A 17,791-nucleotide genomic window follows, 5' to 3' on the forward strand; every position below is an offset into this window, starting at 1 on the left:
GAAAAAGGATGAGGGGGATTTTTGTGGGAATAATCACGCGGCGCTTGCTATGTGTACTTCTCCTATTCGCTTTATGCTTGGGAAATATAGTAGAACAGGGCTGGGCAAAAGAACCGGAGATATTCGTAGAAGAGGCGTGGGCATGGATCGACGAGGGAGAGGTGCGGTTTCAGGCACAATTATCGGGTACTCCGGATAACGTAGAGCTGTCTGTCAATCAGGGCAGCGACAGCAAAACTCGTTCTTTTCACGAGGAGTCTCAGATTTCCCTCGCTGTAATGCCTACGGATGATAGCCCTATCCAGATAACGATGTTCATAGATGATTCAGAGGAGCCGTTACGTAGCTGGGAGCTAACGTTACCTGAACACATAGACCCTACCGTAGAAAAAATAAAAATCCAAAAGGCGCCTTGGGATGAAATGGCTGCCGATCAGGGAGAGCCGTTAGTGTTGGTTGAACTAGAGATTGAAGACCAAAACGCAGCTCCGCCGGAAGAGGCAGAACAAAAACAGGAGCAGGATGCCACTGATGAAGAGCTTTCGCGGCTGGCAGAGGAATTTTATGCGGAATTTTCAGGTGAGAATAAGCCAGGAGAAGCGGAACTGCGCAGTCGAGAAGCTCGCTTTGAGGTAGAACCGAATGATACCTTGGGCAGCAAATCGGATTGGCTCTTTGATGGAAAGGACAGCCATGGAAAGATTAGCAGCAAGGATGATGTTGATTTTTGGAAAATCAGAGGAACAACAAATGGACAGATGAATATCTCCCTCACAGATATTCGGGCAAACGAAGACTACGATTTGTATGTGTATGATGAGGAGGAACGGGAGCTTGCCCGTTCAGAGCAGCATGGAAATGAGCCTGAGCTCATCGAGGGACTGGCACTTGAAAAAGACAAATGGTACTACATCAAGGTCGTTGGAAAACAGGGCTCGTTTTCGAAAGATTACTACTACCGCTTGCGAGCTGATTTCTCCGCAGATCAAGGAGGGGGCAAGGCAGATGGATACGAGCCAAACGACACAATGGAAGAGGCCTACGAGCTGGATGCGTATAACCGAAATATCGTAGGGAATCTTCATTCAAAGACGGATGTGGATTTTTACAGCTTATCCATTAAGCTCTCCTCTACTGTGGAGGTCTCCCTCAAGGATATCCCTACTGGAATGGATATGGACGTATTTCTCCTCGACGAGGCCGGAAAAGTCGTCGCTAGATCCGAGAAAGCGAAAAATTCGGATGAACATATTACCTTCAATGCCTATCCTGGAACCTACAAAGTCAAGGTCATGGCCAGCCAACGCTCGGGATTTACTGCTAACTCGTACAGTCTTTATATAGGAGACAGAACGATTCCGGTTATCTTAATCCCGGGAGTGGGTGGATCGCGCCTGGAAGTGGAGCAGAATGGAAAGAGATCGGAAATATGGTTGGGACTTGGCGATAGTCTCATTGGTATTAATGATCCTAAGCACCGTCGGCTACTCTCGTTGGAGCCGATCAAGCCAAATAGTGTAGATGTTCAGCCAGTCGTCCGTGATGCGACGATCCACCCGGAAAAAGATGATTTTTACGCCATCGAGTATCTTTCCTATGCACCGTTTTTAAAAGAACTTACCGAACAGTATTACAGCATGGTAAAGGAATTGGAGAAGACGGGATACAAAAAGCACCGCACCTTATTTGCACTGCCGTACGATTGGCGATACAGCAGCACCAAAAATGCCAAACTTCTAAAAGAGAAAATCGACGCTGCACTGAAGGGAAGTGGGGCAAATCAGGTGCATTTGGTGGCACATAGCATGGGTGGGCTCTTGGTAAAAGAAACACTTCTATCCAATGTGTCCTACCAGCGCAAAGTGAATCGTGTCGTATACATGGGCACACCCTTCCTTGGCTCTCCACGGGCCTATCAGGCTCTTAAGCACGGATACAATTTTTCGATCCCTTGGCTGGATGAGGAAACAGGGAAAGTGATTTCCTCTTATGCACCTGCCGTTTACGAGCTGTTACCCTCTAAAAAATACTTTGAAACGGTTGGCTTCCTGAAAAGGAGTAACATTCAGTACTACACCTATGATGAATTTTTAAAGGACAAAAATATTCGCCTCGACTATGCGCCGCTCGTCAAACATGGCGGCAAAATGCATGAAAAGTGGGATAACAAAACGATCAATGTTCCCCAGTATTCCATCGTGGGTACAGGTCAAGTAACACTGCTTGGTTACTTTTACGATTCTTTTTATAACGAATGGTCCCCGATTCTCGATCCTGGCGTTGGGGATGGCACCGTTCCGTATATGAGTGCCAATTACGCCCAGAAGGATATGAAAAAACGATACTACGTGAAAGGCGAACACGCCAAACTGCCGACCATACCAGAAGTCATCGACCAAGTAACGCGATTGCTACAGGGAGATGAGGAATTACAATCAGGATTGCGCAATGCTCCGGACCAAAATGCTGACTACCTGTATTACATCATTGCACAAGATGACAAAAGCTTTCCTGAAGTGACGATAAACAAATCCGGTCAGACCTTTACGCTCGACGCCAATAAAAAAGAAGTACGGGAAGACCTGTCAATTGAATATCACGATCGCATCGTTGTTATCCATGTTCGAGATGGTGAAAACTTGGAATTCCAGCCGACTGTAGCTGTAGAGGGAGAGGAGCCAGCGCGCTTTCTGATCAAACGCTTTTCTTCAGATGATTCGGAGCGTTACAAAGAAACAGGAAGACGTTACGTGCTTGATGTGCGTGGACTGACAGAGGTAGAAGAATCTACAGATTCCAATGATGTGTAGTCATCAAAAACAAAGGGTGTAAGACAATGGATGATAATTGGATAATCTGGTTCATACTCGGTCCTTTCGTATTTTCATTGATGTTTGCGGGGCCTTTGATCGGTTTGTTCATCGCCGCTTCCATTCGCTTCATGCTAGGCTTTCGAGGCTGGTTGATCTTTCTAAGTGTTCTTTTTATCAGCTTTGTGTACTACCTGTTTATTGTTCCCTCTGACACGATGCTAGGTGAACTGTTAGTCATGAAGGTTGCCATGGCGGTCCATACAGCCGTCGTAACAATCCTGATCATGTGGGGCATCGAAAAAATGATCCAGCTCGTAAACAAAAAACGAAACACCCAATAGCCCATGGATAAATAACTGGGCACATAGGCAAATTGCGTCATCGCACGCTTTTCGAGTAGAATAAAGGAAGGAGAATGATTGTCTGGAGGTTATTCAAATGGATATTTTTGATAATAAAAAAGGCGGCTTTACCATCATGAGTGGAAAAACCGATGTACATGGCGGTTTTGGTCAAGGTGTACTCGACCTGAATGCTGTATCCTCGGTCATTATCGATGGGGACGAAGCGTACATTGACATGGGTGCCTTGCATGCCAAAAGTTCTGTAGAAAAGGGCATCAAATGGACGACAAATAAAGAAGAAGTACCAAATGGAAAGCCTTATTGGCTCGTTTGGGTAACAGTCGATCGCAATGAAGCTGGTCCTTACTATGCAGGGGCAACTGCGTGCTACATGGAAATCGATCGGGAAGCGCGTCGGGGCTACAAAATTTTGGCAGATCATGTGAATCGCATGGATTACTCCATGAAGAGACGTATTATGCTGTCCGATCTATCCGATAAGGAAAAGGCCGCTTTGAAAAAGCTTTTGATTGAAAATAACGCAGCGATGTATGAGAATTCCACAGAGGAATTAAAGCAAAATTTGTCCTAAAGTTGGAAATCGTGAACGGTCTGTGAACAAATCGTGAAATCAATTGTTCACACAATTGAAGTCAGGTAAACTTATTTCCATATTGTGTACATGTACACTTGGTCAGCAAACAGGGAGAGAGCCGTCACTCTTTCCCTGTTTGTCTTATATATAATTATCATTGCTGATCATAGTTTTTGGGAAATCGCGGAACACTAATGGGGATTGAACCAAACTGTTTGACGGAAGGGGCGGTACCCATTGGAAGAAGATCTCCGTGGTAATGAACAATCGCATGATCATTTTGTGAGGCACGGTGGTGTCCATTTCCGCACACACGTGACTCCGACCGAGATAAACAACTTTGTACGCAAGCTCCCTGCTGGAAAAAGGGACAGCTTGTTCGAAGTATTGGAACAGCTTGATCATGCCGGCCTGATTACAATCGTCAACGACCATGTTTTTGCCGATGGAGACGGAGTCGTGGGCGGCGGGGACAATCAGAGCACGCTAGGTTAATAGGTATATCAAAAAGGACGTACTCGATCAAGAGAAACGTCCTTTTTTTCTTTATTGATTCGGTTTCCACCAACTGCCCATGCGCTGCCAAAAGGTCGAAGAATCTGGCGGCTTTAAAGGTGTCGGTGTCTCATTTGTCGGGATGTGATCCGTGCAGTAATCTTGAGGCTCTGTTCCACTGGCGAAATAAAAGAGCTGTGGATTCGGACAATGCTCGGTCGCCAGTTTTCCAGAAGCGGGATCGATATAGACAGAAACAACACCAGCTGGCATGTCAAAGAGCGCAGGGGGCTGACCTTTGAGCGCACTTTCCATGAACTGTGCCCAGATTTTTTTGGACAGATAGCCTTCCTTTACATCATCGACCTTTTGATTTTTGTCGTAACCTACCCATACGGTCGAAACCAGCTGCGGAGTGAATCCGCTCAGCCAAGCATCATAATCCGTGGATCCTGTTTTCCCTGCTACCGGTCGGTTCATTTCGCCAGCTACGCGATATCCCGTACCGCCTTGTTCAAATACACTTTGCATCATATTCACTAAGAGAGCAGAGGCGACCGGATCAGCTACCTGTGTTTTCTCAGGCTTTTCTTCAACCAAAATGTTGCCCTCGCTGTCCTCGATGGAGGTGATGGCAATGGGCTTAACGGCTTGTCCCTTGTTGACGATTGCTGCATAAGCTGCGTTTAACTCCAAGGGAGAGACAGGTGAAGTTCCTAGTGCGAGAGAGGGAACTGCTTGCATCGAGCTGGTGATACCTAATTGCTTTGCCTGATCAACCACTTTTTGTGGCCCGAGAAAATCAATAGTCTTGACGGCATAAATATTGTCGGAGGTTTTGATTGCTTCACGCATGTTGATCAGTGCGTTTGCATATTTTCCACCAAAATTGCCGGGGATGTACTGCTTATTGTTATCGTAGGTAAAAACGGTCGGTTCGCTTTTCATCAACGTGAGCGGTGTATAGCCGTTTTGCAAGGCTGACAAATACATGATCGGCTTGAAGGAGGAACCGGGCTGACGCTTGCCAAGCACGCGATTGAACTGACTCACCTTGTAGTCACGTCCACCTACCATCGCTTTGATATAGCCGGTAGCAGGGTCCATGGCGACGAGGGCTACCTGCAAATTCGAATTATTTTTTGGTAAGACAGAAGCAACAATATCCTCGGCCTTTTTTTGTACAACTGGATCAAGGGTCGTGTGGATTTTCAGACCGCCATGAATAAATTTTTCTTCGTCAATGCCATATTTGTTTTTTACCAAATTCGCGATGTAATCGCGGAAATAAGGAGCTGGCTCGGTTACATTCTCGTTTGCTCGCTGTTTCAGCTTGATTGGCTCCGCGTAGGCTTGCTCTGCTTCCTTCGATGTCAGTAGATTGTCGCGCTCCATCGCATTCAAAATGAGCTTTTGTCTGGCTTTTGCGCGCTCCAAATCGACAAACGGTGAATAATAAGTAGGACCCTTCGGGATGCCTGCGAGCATGGCGCTCTCTGCTACCGTCAAATCTTTGGCGTCCTTGCCGAAATAGGTTTGGGCAGCAGCTTGTACGCCATAGGCTGAATGACCGTAATAAATCTGATTCACGTACATTTCTAATATTTCATCCTTGCTGTAATTCAGTTCAAGCTGAATCGCAAGAAGGGCTTCTTTGATTTTTCGCTCCCAGGTCTTGTCCAAGCTGAGGTACAGATTTCTCGCCAATTGTTGGGTGATGGTACTGGCACCTTGACGCATGTCCATGTTAACGACATCGACATAAGCAGCCATGGCTAACCGTTTCCAATCAAAACCAAAATGCTCGCGGAACGAACGATCTTCGATAGCGATGGTCGCATCAAGCAATGCTGGTGAAATCTCTGCAAGTGGCACAGAAATCCGGTTTTCGCCACGGTGCATCGTATCCAAAACCTCTCCATTGGAAGCGTAAATCGTCGTGGTTTGCTTCACAAACGTTTCCGGGAGTGGTTGTGAGCGTAAGTACAAAATGAGTAGCAAGATGGCAAAAGAGAAACATAATAGGCTGAGAATGGTAAATTTTACAAATTTCTTAGCCCAACGCAAATAGCGCAGTAATGGGGCTTCGCGAATGACTTCCATGTGTGCCTCTCCTCCTTTCTGCGGTTGAATCAATAAAATAGGACATACTACGTTACTAGTAGTATGTGTCGCTTGCAAGCTGGTTAAACTTTCCTTGCTAGAAAAATATCTTGCAATTTGGAAGACAGCTACTATAATTTTCTTGTTATATTGTATTTTCATGCGGTTAATTGAAGGAGGTTACATAGCCATGAACATGGAATTGTGGTACACCGAAAAACAGACGGAAAATCACGGGATAACAACGAAAATTACAGAAACCCTATACAGTGAGAAATCCGAGTTTCAACAAATCGACGTAATTAATACGAAGCAGTTTGGTCGCATGTTAGTGCTCGACGGCATGGTTATGACTACCGATGTCGATGAGTTTGTCTACCATGAAATGATTTCTCATATCGCGTTGAACACGCATCCGAACCCGAAAAAGGTTCTGGTTGTAGGCGGCGGCGATGGCGGTGCTATTCGTGAAATCGTAAAGCACGCGTCTGTAGAAAAAGCAGTTCTGGCTGAAATCGACGGTGGCGTCATTGAGTCTTGCAAAAAATACTTCCCTGAGATTGCGAGTGCATTGACAGGCAATCCACGTGTAGATGTACAAGTAATCGATGGCATTAAACATATTCACGACCACAAAGGTGAGTACGATGTGATCATGGTCGACTCTACAGAGCCAGTTGGCCCGGCTGTAGGTCTGTTCGAAAAAGGTTTCTACCAAGGCATCCACGATGCTTTGAAACCAGACGGTATCATGGTTGCTCAAACGGAATCTCCTTGGTTCAACCGTGAACTGATTAAGCGTGTGTTCAAAGACCTGAAATCGATCTTCCCGGTTACTCGTCTCTACACTTGCAGCATCCCTACTTATCCATCCGGACTGTGGAGCTTCACCATCGCTTCCAAGCAACATGATCCGTTGGAAGTAGACCCAGCGAAAATCAAAGATCTGGGCACCAAATACTACAATGCGGAAGTTCACCACGCTGCTTTCAAACTGCCTAACTTTGTGGCTGAGCTGACCCGCGACTAATCGGGGGAGAACTACACCTATGCGTTTTGACGAAGCATACTCTGGAAATGTCTTTATCCGTAGTCACGGGAATTACGAAGAAAGCCAAGCGGTTATTTACGGGATGCCGATGGACTGGACAGTGAGCTTCCGTCCGGGCTCTCGTTTTGGCCCTGCCCGTATTCGTGAGGTTTCTATCGGACTGGAAGAGTACAGCCCGTACTTGGACAGGCTGTTGGAAGACATCAAATACTTTGATGCCGGCGATATTCCTCTTCCTTTTGGAAACGTGGAAGGTAGCCTGGACGCGATCCGTACATTCGTGGCAAAAGTATTGGCAGATGGCAAATTCCCATTGGGTCTGGGCGGAGAGCACTTGGTTTCCTGGCCAGTATTCCAAGCGGTTTATGAAAAGTACAAGGACATGGTCGTATTCCACTTTGACGCGCATACTGACCTGCGCGACAACTACGAGGGATACGAATACTCCCACTCCACCCCGATCAAAAAGGTATGCAACCTGATCGGCGGTAAAAATGTGTACTCTTTCGGAATCCGCAGCGGGATGAAGGACGAGTTTGAGTGGGCAAAAGAAAACATGCACCTGTACAAATACGATGTACTGGAGCCAGTGAAGCAAGTGCTGCCTACCATCGGCAACCGTCCGATCTACCTGTCGATTGATATCGATGTATTGGACCCTGCGCACGCTCCAGGAACAGGTACAACAGAAGCAGGCGGCATCACGTCTCGTGAGCTGCTCGATACTATTCACTTCATGGCAAACAACGGTGCGAATGTCATCGGTTGTGACCTGGTGGAGGTTGCTCCTGTGTATGACCACAGTGAAATGACGCAAATCGCGGCATCCAAAATCGTGCGCGAGCTGCTCTTGAGCTTTGTAAAATAAGATATCCGCTTTAAATAAGCCTTCGGTTTGCAAAAGAACCGGGGGCTTTTCCTATTAGTTGGGACGTCAATTTCAATTAATAAACATTTTAGTTTACAAAGTATAAAATTGTCAGTACAATCATAATAGTAAGATGATTGAAAAGTCGACGGAGGGTTTCCTACAAAGGAGTTGTCTGCATGAAAGAGGTATTTGCCTACGCACCATTTCGAAAGCTGTTCTTTTCCAATTTGTTCTCCGGTTTTGGGCAAGGGATGACGATGATCGGGATTGCCTGGTTCCTCGTGGAAACGACAGGTTCTGCTCAACTTTTGGGCTCGACCATGTTTACTTCTGCGGTACTGATGTTTTTCATTGGGCCGTATATCGGGACGCTCATCGATCGTTACTCCCGCAAGAAGATGCTGCTGATAGAAAACTTGATCGGATTTAGCGTGCTTGGCATGCTTGCAATCTGGGGCTTTTTCGGAGAGTACACCGAGTGGATGCTGATTGTCATCTATTTGACAACGACTTTTATGTACCAAATTCATTACCCGACGCAGTCCGCGCTGGTACAGGAGACGTTTGAGCCCAAGCACTACAACAGCATCAACAGTCTGCTCGAGATCGAAGGACAGACGGCATCCGTTCTTGCTGGCGCGTTTGCAGGGATTCTGCTTAGCTCCTATGGACTGCATGTGGTGATTATTTTCAATGCGATTACGTACTTGTTCGCCTTTACCTTGCTGTCTACCATGACGTATACCTTCACGCTGGAAAAAGAAGCGAAGCAAAACCAGGGTGTCGCGTGGACGGGGCAGTTGATGGAAAGCTGGCGGTACATTCAGCAAAAGAAAGGATTCCTGCTGTTTGGCATATCCGCACTCATGCCCTTCATCGCTGTTATGGCGACGAACTTATTGAAGCCTGTTTACATAAGCCAAACGCTGCAGGAGGGTGTCTCGGTTTATTCGCTGGGAGAGGTCACATATGCACTGGGGGCTGTGGCGGCAGGTTTACTCGTTGCGATCGTCGTTCGCAAGATGGGACAGCTGGCAGCCATGATCGGCAATACGTTGTTGTTCGCGATTGCCATTGTCGTCATGATTGCTTTGCCGTATGGCTGGGCGCTGATTGCGGCGTACACGTTTTACGGGTGGAGTAACGCTTCTGTGCGCTTGATTCGGCAATCGCTCTATATGACAGTTGTGCCGAAGCATCAGATGGGGCGGGTGATGAGCTTTTTCAACTCAATCGGCATGATGATGCGTCTGGTCCTGATCGGTTTGTTTACGGCTATGATTGATTATACGGGGGCAGGAGTCGGGTACTTGGTGTTGGCGGGTCTACTGCTGCTGGCGGCAATCGGGATTGCTGCTACCATGAGATACCTGCTGGCTGATGCCAAAGCAGAGGCTGCGGTTGCCACAGAAGAGCGATGAAGGGTAGAATGTAGGGATAAATGGGAAGCGAAAGAAAGTGGAGTGTGGAAGCAGCATGCAAGACATACAAGTGAAATTGACGGCACGGCATCATGTCGAAGGCAACTGGGAAGAAACGACCCACAGCTATGAGGGCAGGCGCGTACAAAAAGCATCCGCGTGGTACTTGACCTACAAAGAGCAGATGGAGGGCGTAGGCGAAGTAAGCACGACACTGAAGCTGACAGATACGTCCATAACGTTGGTTCGTCAGGGCGGAGTTTCAACCAGGCAGCAATTCGAAAAAGGTGCCAGCACTCATTCTACCTATCAAAGTCCCTATGGTCCGTTTGCAATGGAGACGCATACGAACAAGCTGCGAATCCGCTACGAAGCAGAGGTTCCTGTACAGGTAGAAATCGCGTACCAGCTATGGATGAATGAGCAGTACGCTGGTGAGCATGAGCTGAAAATAGAGCTAGGAAAATAAGCCGCCCTTTGCAAGGGCGGTTTTTTGCACGTACAATAGGAGTACTTGCGGCTGAAGTGGGAGGGGGATACAGCATGTTTGTACTCGCAAATGGACTAATAGCCGGTCTGGGTCTTGCTGCTTTTTTAGCGCTCGGGGATGGTTTGTTTGATACCAATACCTTTCCCGTTTTAATTGATGTCAGCTATGTACCGGGTATGGAAAACCTGCCCTCTATTGTAGAACTATTGATTCATCTGCTGATTAGTGTGATCGTCGCCTTTTTTCTCATGCACTTTTACCCGCGGGAACGAAAAGCCCGGTCGGTACGATATTTGCTGTACTGGATGCTCAGTTTTTCTGTTGCGTTTTTCCCATTTAGTGTGCTGAGTCAATCCCCGATGAGTATGACAGCGTTCCTCATCTGGATATTGGGACATTTACTGTATACCGCAATGCTTGCCATTCAGGTAGGGCGTAATCGATAAATGCATAAAAGTGCCGAATATTCGGCGAAGTGATGATTTTTTGGCAGTATGGATGAAAGGAAGGAGTGAAAGCCGGGATGCCGTTGTCAGATACGGTAGAAATGTTGCAGGCGATCTTGGGTGCTATCGATGAAGGAATTCACGTTGTGGATGCAAATGGCATTACGATTTTCTACAATCACGTCGCAGCCAAGCTCGATGGGTTGACCCCAGAAGAGGTGTTGGGAAAGCCATTGTTGGAGGTTTTTCCTTCGCTTGATCGACAGTCGAGTACCCTGCTGCGTGTTATCGATAGTGGCGAATCAATTTACAACCAGACACAGACATATAAGAACTGGAAGGGAATGCGTGTAGAGACAATCAACACGACACTCCCGGTAAGAGTAGGCAAAAGGTTAGTCGGCGCAGTCGAGGTAGCGAAGGATATCGGCAAGCTAAAAGAACTGTCGGAACGCTTGGTCGATCTTCAGGCCAAAATTAGCAAGCCGAAACGGACAAAACGCACGGTTGATGAAACGACTTTCCATTTCGAAGACATTTTGACGATGAGTGAAAAAATGAAGCGCCTCAAAGAGCGCGCTCGAAAGGCTGCCCGGACAACTTCTCCTGTATTGATATACGGCGAAACCGGGACGGGAAAAGAACTGTTTGTTCAATCCATTCACCACGCGTCTGTCCGCAGCAGTAAGCCATTCATCGCGCAAAATTGTGCCGCGCTGCCTGCCGCGCTGCTCGAAAGCTTGCTGTTTGGCACGACAAAAGGAAGCTTCACGGGAGCCGATGATCGCCCAGGATTATTCGAGCTGGCGGATGGCGGTACTCTATTTTTGGATGAACTGAACAGCATGCCGCTCGACCTGCAGGCAAAGCTGCTACGAGTCCTCCAGGACGGTCAGATCAGACGGATCGGTGGGAGCCATTCGACCAAAGTAGACGTGCGGGTAATCGCCGCAGTCAACGAAGCACCGCAGTCACTCGTGGAGCGAGGAGTCATGCGTGCCGACCTGTACTACCGGATCAACGTCGTCTCTTTTGAACTGCCGCCATTGCGCGAGCGCAGAGAAGATGTGGAGATGCTGATCGATCATTTCTTGCAAAAGTTCAACGGGATCTTCGGCATGAATGTGCGTGGAATCAGCAGGGAAGTGGCTCAATTGTTTGCTGCGTATGAGTGGCCAGGGAATGTCCGTGAACTGGAACATGTCATAGAAGCAGCCATGAATATGGTGGAGTCAGACATTATTTTGCTGGATCATCTTCCGGCTCATTTACTGGAACGCTCGCAGTCCGAGAAAAAAGAAGCGTCAATTTCGGCTCAACTCCTACCAAAGGAAGGCTGTACGCTGCCCGAAATTTTGCGTGAGGTAGAGGAAAAAGTGATCAAAGATGCGATGCAGCAAACGGATGGCAATGTACTTCGCGCCGCCAAGCTCTTGGGCATCCCAAGACAGACGCTGCAATACAAGCTCTCGCAGCGGATGATCCCTCCCTGTTGATTGCCGAAAATTCGGCAGACTCGCGAAGGATTACAGGGAATAGAAGCGCTCACAAAACGCTCTATTCCCTATTTTCTAAATCTTTTGATTTGTTGGCATGGCACTTGCATCTCTTGTTGATTGAGTGAAACGAAGAGGTTCACCATAAGACGAGAGGAGACGGGATGCACATGACAGTAGCGACAAAACGCGATTGGCGTTCGATAGAACTTTGGAAGGATGTCACGGACGAGCAATGGAATGACTGGATGTGGCAGCTTACGCACACGATCAAGACGGTCGATGATTTGAAGCAGGTGATCAACCTGACACCGGAAGAGGAAGAGGGCGTACGTATTTCTACGCAAACGATTCCACTCAACATCACACCGTACTATGCTAATCTGATGGATCCAGACGATCCAAGCGATCCCGTTCGCATGCAGTCTGTACCATTGTCCTCTGAGATGGTTCGTACCAAATACGACATGGAAGACCCACTCCACGAGGATACCGATTCTCCTGTACCCGGTCTGACACATCGTTATCCAGATCGCGTGCTTTTCCTGGTGACGAACCAATGCTCCATGTATTGCCGTTACTGTACGCGCCGTCGCTTTTCCGGTCAGATCGGCATGGGCGTGCCAAAGAAACAACTGGATGCCTGTATCGATTACATTCGCTCAAGACCAGAAGTCCGCGATGTACTGCTCTCCGGTGGAGACGGTCTGTTGATCAATGACCGCGTACTGGAGTACATCATCAGCAGCCTGCGCGACATCCCGCATGTTGAAATTATTCGGATCGGTACGCGCGCACCCGTTGTATTCCCGCAGCGCATTACTGAAAACCTGTGCAATATCTTGAAAAAATACCATCCGGTTTGGCTCAATACACACTTCAACCATCCAAAAGAGATTACACCGGAAGCGAAGCTGGCTTGCGAAATGCTCGCCAATGCTGGTGTTCCGCTCGGCAACCAGGCAGTTATTTTGGCCGGTATCAACGATTGCGCGAATACGATGAAAAAGCTGGTGCAGGACCTGGTGAAAATCCGCGTTCGCCCGTATTACATCTATCAATGCGACCTGTCTGAGGGAATCGGACACTTCCGCGCGCCCGTCAGCAAAGGGATCGAAATCATTGAGCACCTGCGCGGCCATACTTCCGGCTATGCAGTTCCGACCTTTGTAGTAGACGCTCCACACGGCGGCGGTAAAATTCCAGTCAGTCCGAATTACATCATTTCGCAAGCGTCCGATAAAGTTGTCCTGCGTAATTTTGAAGGCGTTATCACGTCCTACCCAGAGCCGAAGCAATACCATGAGCATGATGAAGAAAACTGCGAATACTGCAAGGCTGCAAAAGGCAAAGCAGTTGGTATTGCAGCACTCATGCAAGACGAGGTAGACAATCTGGAGCCGACTGATCTGCCCCGCAACAAGCGTATCAAAGCAACCAAGGTCAAATCACTCGCAGATGTTCGCACGGAGCAAAAGGCCAAGAAAGAACAGACCACTGCCGAGACCAAAGAAGCTTCAGGAAAATAAGCATGTTGAACAGCTACCCGTATGAAGGTAGCTGTTTCTTTTTTCGTAAGAATATTTCCAACTCTTCGAAGAGGATGGATGATTCGCAACTTGTGTGTTAAGATCGAGTTGTACCCATTATGAGCGGTCGCTCAGTATCGTTTCATTTTTCGAAAAAAATAAACACACTGACTGAATACTCATTCATTTATTTCCATGATTCTGATAAGATAGAAAAAACGATTTCCACGTCCAAAGACAAACTCGCAATAGAGGGGAGTAGAAAACATGCTGGCACTCATTAATTTGATCGCCTTTTTCCTGGTTCTTGCTTACGGGCTGTATTTAGCTGGGCATGTCGTGTACAGCAGATACTTGTTTATCAAGCTGGGGAAAAAGCCGGATGTGAAAAATGACTTTGGGGCACGCATCAATCTGATGCTCGACAACGTCATTTTCCACAAGAAGCTGCTAAAGGACAAAAAGAGCGGCGTGATGCACGTTGTGATGTTTTACGGTTTTATCACCTTGCAATTCGGGGCCATCGAGCTGATTATCAAAGGGCTTTCGAAAGGCTACGAGCTTCCTTTTGGCAGCGCTCACAAATATTTCTCTGTCATGCAGGAGATCACCACGTTTCTCATTTTGGCTGCAGTCGGCTACGCTTTTTACCGCCGCTATATCGAAAAGCTCAAGCGTCTGAAGCGCGGCTTCAAGTCAGGGATTGTTCTCTTGCTGATTTCCTCCCTGATGGCGACTGTATTGCTCTCGCTCGCTTTTGAACAAATTTGGCTCGGACATGAGCCATCGGCGTTCGCTCCGATCTCTTCTGTTTTCGCGATGGCTCTCTCTGCGATTGGGGTAGGGACAACGGGTGCAGTGGTAGGCTTTTACGTTTTCTGGTGGCTGCATCTGATCATCTTGCTCGGCTTCGCGGTGTATGTGCCGCAGTCCAAGCACGCGCATCTGCTGTTTGCGCCAGTCAACGTGTGGTTCAAGAAGCTGGACCCGCCAGGCAAGCTGACGAGCATTAATTTCGAGGACGAGACGCAGGAAGAATTCGGTGTCGGCAAAATCGAGGATTTTACACAAACGCAGCTCATCGACCTGTACGCTTGTGTGGAGTGCGGTCGCTGCACGAATATGTGCCCGGCCTCTGGAACGGGAAAAATGCTCTCCCCGATGGATCTGATTACGAAAATGCGCGACCATTTGACGGAAAAAGGTGCGTCGGTGACGTCGCGTACACCATGGATGCCGAGCTTCGCTTTTTCGCAGACGACTGCCAATCAGATTGCGTTCCAAGCATCTGAAGTAGCGGCGACAGCGGAAGGAGCAACCGCGGTCTATGAGAAAAGCTTGATCGGCGATGTCATTACCGAGCAGGAGCTATGGGCTTGTACGACCTGTCGTAACTGTGAAGACCAATGCCCGGTAATGAACGAGCATGTCGATAAAATCATCGATATGCGCCGCTATTTGGTTATGACAGAAGGAAGCATGCCAGCAGAAGCGCAGCGCGCCTTGAACAATATCGAGCGTCAGGGCAATCCGTGGGGAATCAACCGCAAAGACCGGACGAAATGGATTGAAGGTCTGAATGGTGAGTACGAGGTGCCAACTGTGAAGCAGGTCGAGGAATTCGAGTACTTGTTCTGGGTAGGCTCGATGGGATCGTTTGACTTGCGCAGCCAAAAAATTTCGCAGGCATTTGTGAAGCTTATGCACGAAGCCGGCGTGAAGTTCGCCATTCTGGGCAACGAGGAAAAGAACTCTGGAGATACGGCCCGCCGCATTGGTAACGAGTTCTTGTTCCAGCAGCTCGCCCAAGAAAATATCGCCTTGTTTGAAGCCTATGAAGTCAAAAAAATCGTCACCTGCGACCCGCATGCGTTCAATACGTTCAAGAACGAATATCCGGAGTTTGGGTTGAAGGCAGAGGTGTACCACCACTCTGAGCTGTTGGCGGAGTGGGTGAAGGAAGGCAAATTGAAGCCAACCAAGGAAGTCAAAGAGCGCATCACCTACCACGATTCCTGCTACTTGGGTCGCTACAACGAAATTTACGACAAGCCACGAGTGATCCTCGAAGCCATTCCTGGCGTAGAGGTAGTCGAAATGAAGCGCAGCGGCTGCGACAGCATGTGCTGCGGAGCAGGCGGCGGCTTGATGTGGATGGAGGAACATGAGGGCTCTCGTGTCAACGTCACACGTACAGAGCAAGCTCTGGAGGTCAACCCGACGGAAATCGCGAGTGCATGCCCATACTGCCTGACGATGATGAACGACGGAATCAAGACCAAAGAGCAGGAAGACCACGTTAAAACACGCGACGTCGCGGAAATTCTCGCAGACGCCATCTAGGTTCATACCATGCGCAAGTCTCGGTGCTAATCAAAGCGACGAGGCTTGCGCATTATTTTTTTGCAAAAAACTGTAAGATAAAGGAGCCAGCTGAATCTAAAGGAGTGGGAAGGGAGTGAGGAAGCTGGAGCTTGCAGAGAAAAGTTTAACAAAAACAAAAGAAGCATTATTTGATCAATTAATCCGGCACTATTTAAAAAAGGTGCTGCGACTCGTGTATTTGATGGTCAAGGACCGTAGTCTTGCTGAGGATATTACCCAGGAAGTGTTCCTGTTGGCTTACAAAAACTTGGGGAAATTCCGCCAAGAGAGCTCGATGCAAACATGGGTGTACCGAATTGCCGTCAACGAAGCGAAAAAACACCTGCGCTCGTGGTCGTTTCGTCACCTGTTTTTCAAGCCGGAAGTGGACATAGAGGTAGTGGAGGGAGCAGAGTCGGCTGTTTTGCAAAATGACCTTCGCGCCCGTTTTGCCCATCTCGTGATGAAGCTGCCGCATAGCTATCGTCAATTGATTGTCCTTCACTACTACGAGGAGTTGTCCGTAGAGGAGATCGCGGTCATTTTGGACACGTCCGCAGGAGCCATTTATACGAAAATGCACCGCGCACGCCAGAAGCTCAAAGCGCTCCTGGAAAAGGAGGGGATCGAATGAATCTGGATAAATTGCTGGCGGAATTCAAGGAAACGGCTGACCGGACACTGTTGCGCGGAATGGACGATACGACTGGCTTGGAGGAGAGGATTCGCATGAATATCGAGAAGAAAGGCAAGAAAAGGTTTCGTTTCATCTACCCCGTAAGCGCAGCGCTTGTTGCGGTCGCGCTTGTCATCGTGCTTACCCCTTATCTACTGCAGAAGGAAAGCACGACGAGTACACATACGCCGAAGGAAACGTCTGCCGAGCCAGGTACCCATCAAAAGCCCGATCCAAAAGCTCACCCGGCCTCTGATGATCAGGTGATTATGGAAACGGTAGATGAGATCATCGATGTCTTGCGTGTTGGGATGACACAAGAACAAATGAAAGAAAAGATTTCGATCCCTTACAAAGTTGTAGACGATTATGGCGGAAGCGGGGACGATGGCACAGAAGAGTACTGGGGCTATTCGATTCTCGCAAAAGAAGGATATCAGCGAAAAGACTGGACAATGATCGAGACAGAGGCTCTACTAAAAAGAGACGTGGGCTTGGAGATGTTAGTTGGATGGAAGGATAAAAAGCTTCATTGGTATTCCGTGAGCTATGTCCAAGGCAAAGACGTCTATTTTTTCAAGCTGAATAGCAACGGAACTGTCCAAGAAGAAATCGTTCAAGATGGTGCCGAGACACCTGCTCCTCCGTCCATATTCGATTTAAAGACAGAGGAACAGGATCGTTATTACAATTACATGTATGAGAAAAAAGATGAGCTTTTGCGTGGATTATCTCCAATCGATGTATGGAAGCTGTATGTGCAAGCACAGCAAGAGGGTCAGCTCGAAATGCAGTACGCTTTGCATATCGAGGACGATGGATTCGAGAAGCCAACACTGGAGCAATATTTGGAAGATATGAAAAAAGATCCGGTTGGAGCACGAAATAGCTGGAAGCAGTTGAAAACGATGCGAGAGTTGGCAAATGACTTAACGCTTGAACAAACGTCTGACAAGGAAGCGGTTGTATGGGTGACCTTCAAGGACAACAGGGATAAGGTTGGATATAAAATGCAGAAAAACAAACAAGGCATCTGGAAACTAAGCTGGATGGCACGACAATAGCAGCAACAGCCTGGCTTTCACAAAAGTCAGGCT

Annotated in this window: 15 protein-coding genes; 14 read left to right on the forward strand and 1 reads right to left on the reverse strand. The window is 48.0% G+C overall.

Features of this window, described 5'->3' with window-relative positions; translation table 11 throughout:
- Positions 1 to 23 precede the first annotated feature (23 nt).
- From KB186_RS15010 to KB186_RS15025, 4 genes are all read left to right on the forward strand, one after another.
- Complete coding sequence (locus KB186_RS15010) at positions 24 to 2,810, forward strand: lipase/acyltransferase domain-containing protein (protein WP_232773907.1); 2,787 nt, start codon at positions 24 to 26, stop codon at positions 2,808 to 2,810.
- 26 nt (positions 2,811 to 2,836) lie between these two features.
- Entirely contained in the window at positions 2,837 to 3,154 is a 318-nt protein-coding gene (locus KB186_RS15015) for a hypothetical protein (protein ID WP_173610425.1), read from the forward strand.
- Positions 3,155 to 3,251: 97 nt separating this feature from the next.
- A complete protein-coding gene (locus KB186_RS15020; RefSeq protein WP_173610426.1) occupies positions 3,252 to 3,749 on the forward strand; it encodes a YwhD family protein in 498 nt (165 codons plus the stop codon).
- A gap of 240 nt (positions 3,750 to 3,989) precedes the next feature.
- Entirely contained in the window at positions 3,990 to 4,247 is a 258-nt protein-coding gene (locus KB186_RS15025; protein WP_015893678.1) for a hypothetical protein, read from the forward strand.
- Between the two features lie 51 nt (positions 4,248 to 4,298).
- Here the strand turns inward: KB186_RS15025 and KB186_RS15030 are convergent, their stop codons facing one another.
- Entirely contained in the window at positions 4,299 to 6,350 is a 2,052-nt protein-coding gene (locus KB186_RS15030) for a transglycosylase domain-containing protein (protein ID WP_232773908.1), read from the reverse strand.
- A gap of 196 nt (positions 6,351 to 6,546) precedes the next feature.
- Between KB186_RS15030 and speE the strand changes: the two genes are divergently transcribed.
- The 10 genes from speE (at position 6,547) to KB186_RS15080 (ending at position 17,758) form a co-directional block, all read left to right on the forward strand.
- Positions 6,547 to 7,380: a polyamine aminopropyltransferase gene (gene speE, locus KB186_RS15035; RefSeq protein ID WP_026043396.1), complete on the forward strand. Its 834-nt coding sequence runs from the start codon at positions 6,547 to 6,549 to the stop codon at positions 7,378 to 7,380.
- 19 nt (positions 7,381 to 7,399) lie between these two features.
- Positions 7,400 to 8,269 carry an agmatinase gene (gene speB, locus KB186_RS15040; RefSeq protein ID WP_017252411.1) on the forward strand — a complete coding sequence of 290 codons (870 nt, stop codon included), beginning with the start codon at positions 7,400 to 7,402 and terminating at the stop codon, positions 8,267 to 8,269.
- A 179-nt stretch (positions 8,270 to 8,448) separates the two neighbouring features.
- Positions 8,449 to 9,693, forward strand: a complete 1,245-nt coding sequence (locus KB186_RS15045) for an MFS transporter (protein WP_173610429.1) — start codon at positions 8,449 to 8,451, stop codon at positions 9,691 to 9,693.
- Between the two features lie 55 nt (positions 9,694 to 9,748).
- Entirely contained in the window at positions 9,749 to 10,162 is a 414-nt protein-coding gene (locus tag KB186_RS15050) for a YwiB family protein (protein WP_173610430.1), read from the forward strand.
- A 74-nt stretch (positions 10,163 to 10,236) separates the two neighbouring features.
- Positions 10,237 to 10,629 (forward strand): hypothetical protein, encoded by a 393-nt coding sequence (locus tag KB186_RS15055; RefSeq protein ID WP_173610431.1) that lies wholly within the window; start codon positions 10,237 to 10,239, stop codon positions 10,627 to 10,629.
- 77 nt (positions 10,630 to 10,706) lie between these two features.
- On the forward strand, positions 10,707 to 12,125 hold the full coding sequence (locus tag KB186_RS15060) for a sigma-54 interaction domain-containing protein (RefSeq protein ID WP_232773909.1): 1,419 nt from the start codon (positions 10,707 to 10,709) through the stop codon (positions 12,123 to 12,125).
- A 164-nt stretch (positions 12,126 to 12,289) separates the two neighbouring features.
- Positions 12,290 to 13,654 (forward strand): lysine 2,3-aminomutase, encoded by a 1,365-nt coding sequence (gene kamA / locus KB186_RS15065; protein ID WP_173610433.1) that lies wholly within the window; start codon positions 12,290 to 12,292, stop codon positions 13,652 to 13,654.
- A 267-nt stretch (positions 13,655 to 13,921) separates the two neighbouring features.
- Complete coding sequence (locus KB186_RS15070) at positions 13,922 to 15,997, forward strand: heterodisulfide reductase-related iron-sulfur binding cluster (protein WP_173610434.1); 2,076 nt, start codon at positions 13,922 to 13,924, stop codon at positions 15,995 to 15,997.
- A gap of 115 nt (positions 15,998 to 16,112) precedes the next feature.
- On the forward strand, positions 16,113 to 16,652 hold the full coding sequence (locus tag KB186_RS15075) for a sigma-70 family RNA polymerase sigma factor (RefSeq protein WP_173610435.1): 540 nt from the start codon (positions 16,113 to 16,115) through the stop codon (positions 16,650 to 16,652).
- Positions 16,649 to 17,758 carry a hypothetical protein gene (locus KB186_RS15080; protein ID WP_232773910.1) on the forward strand — a complete coding sequence of 370 codons (1,110 nt, stop codon included), beginning with the start codon at positions 16,649 to 16,651 and terminating at the stop codon, positions 17,756 to 17,758. Before KB186_RS15075 ends, KB186_RS15080 begins: the two co-directional genes overlap by 4 nt.
- Positions 17,759 to 17,791 lie beyond the last annotated feature (33 nt).

Source organism: Brevibacillus sp. AF8 (genome assembly GCF_021270385.1).
Taxonomy (GTDB): domain Bacteria; phylum Bacillota; class Bacilli; order Brevibacillales; family Brevibacillaceae; genus Brevibacillus.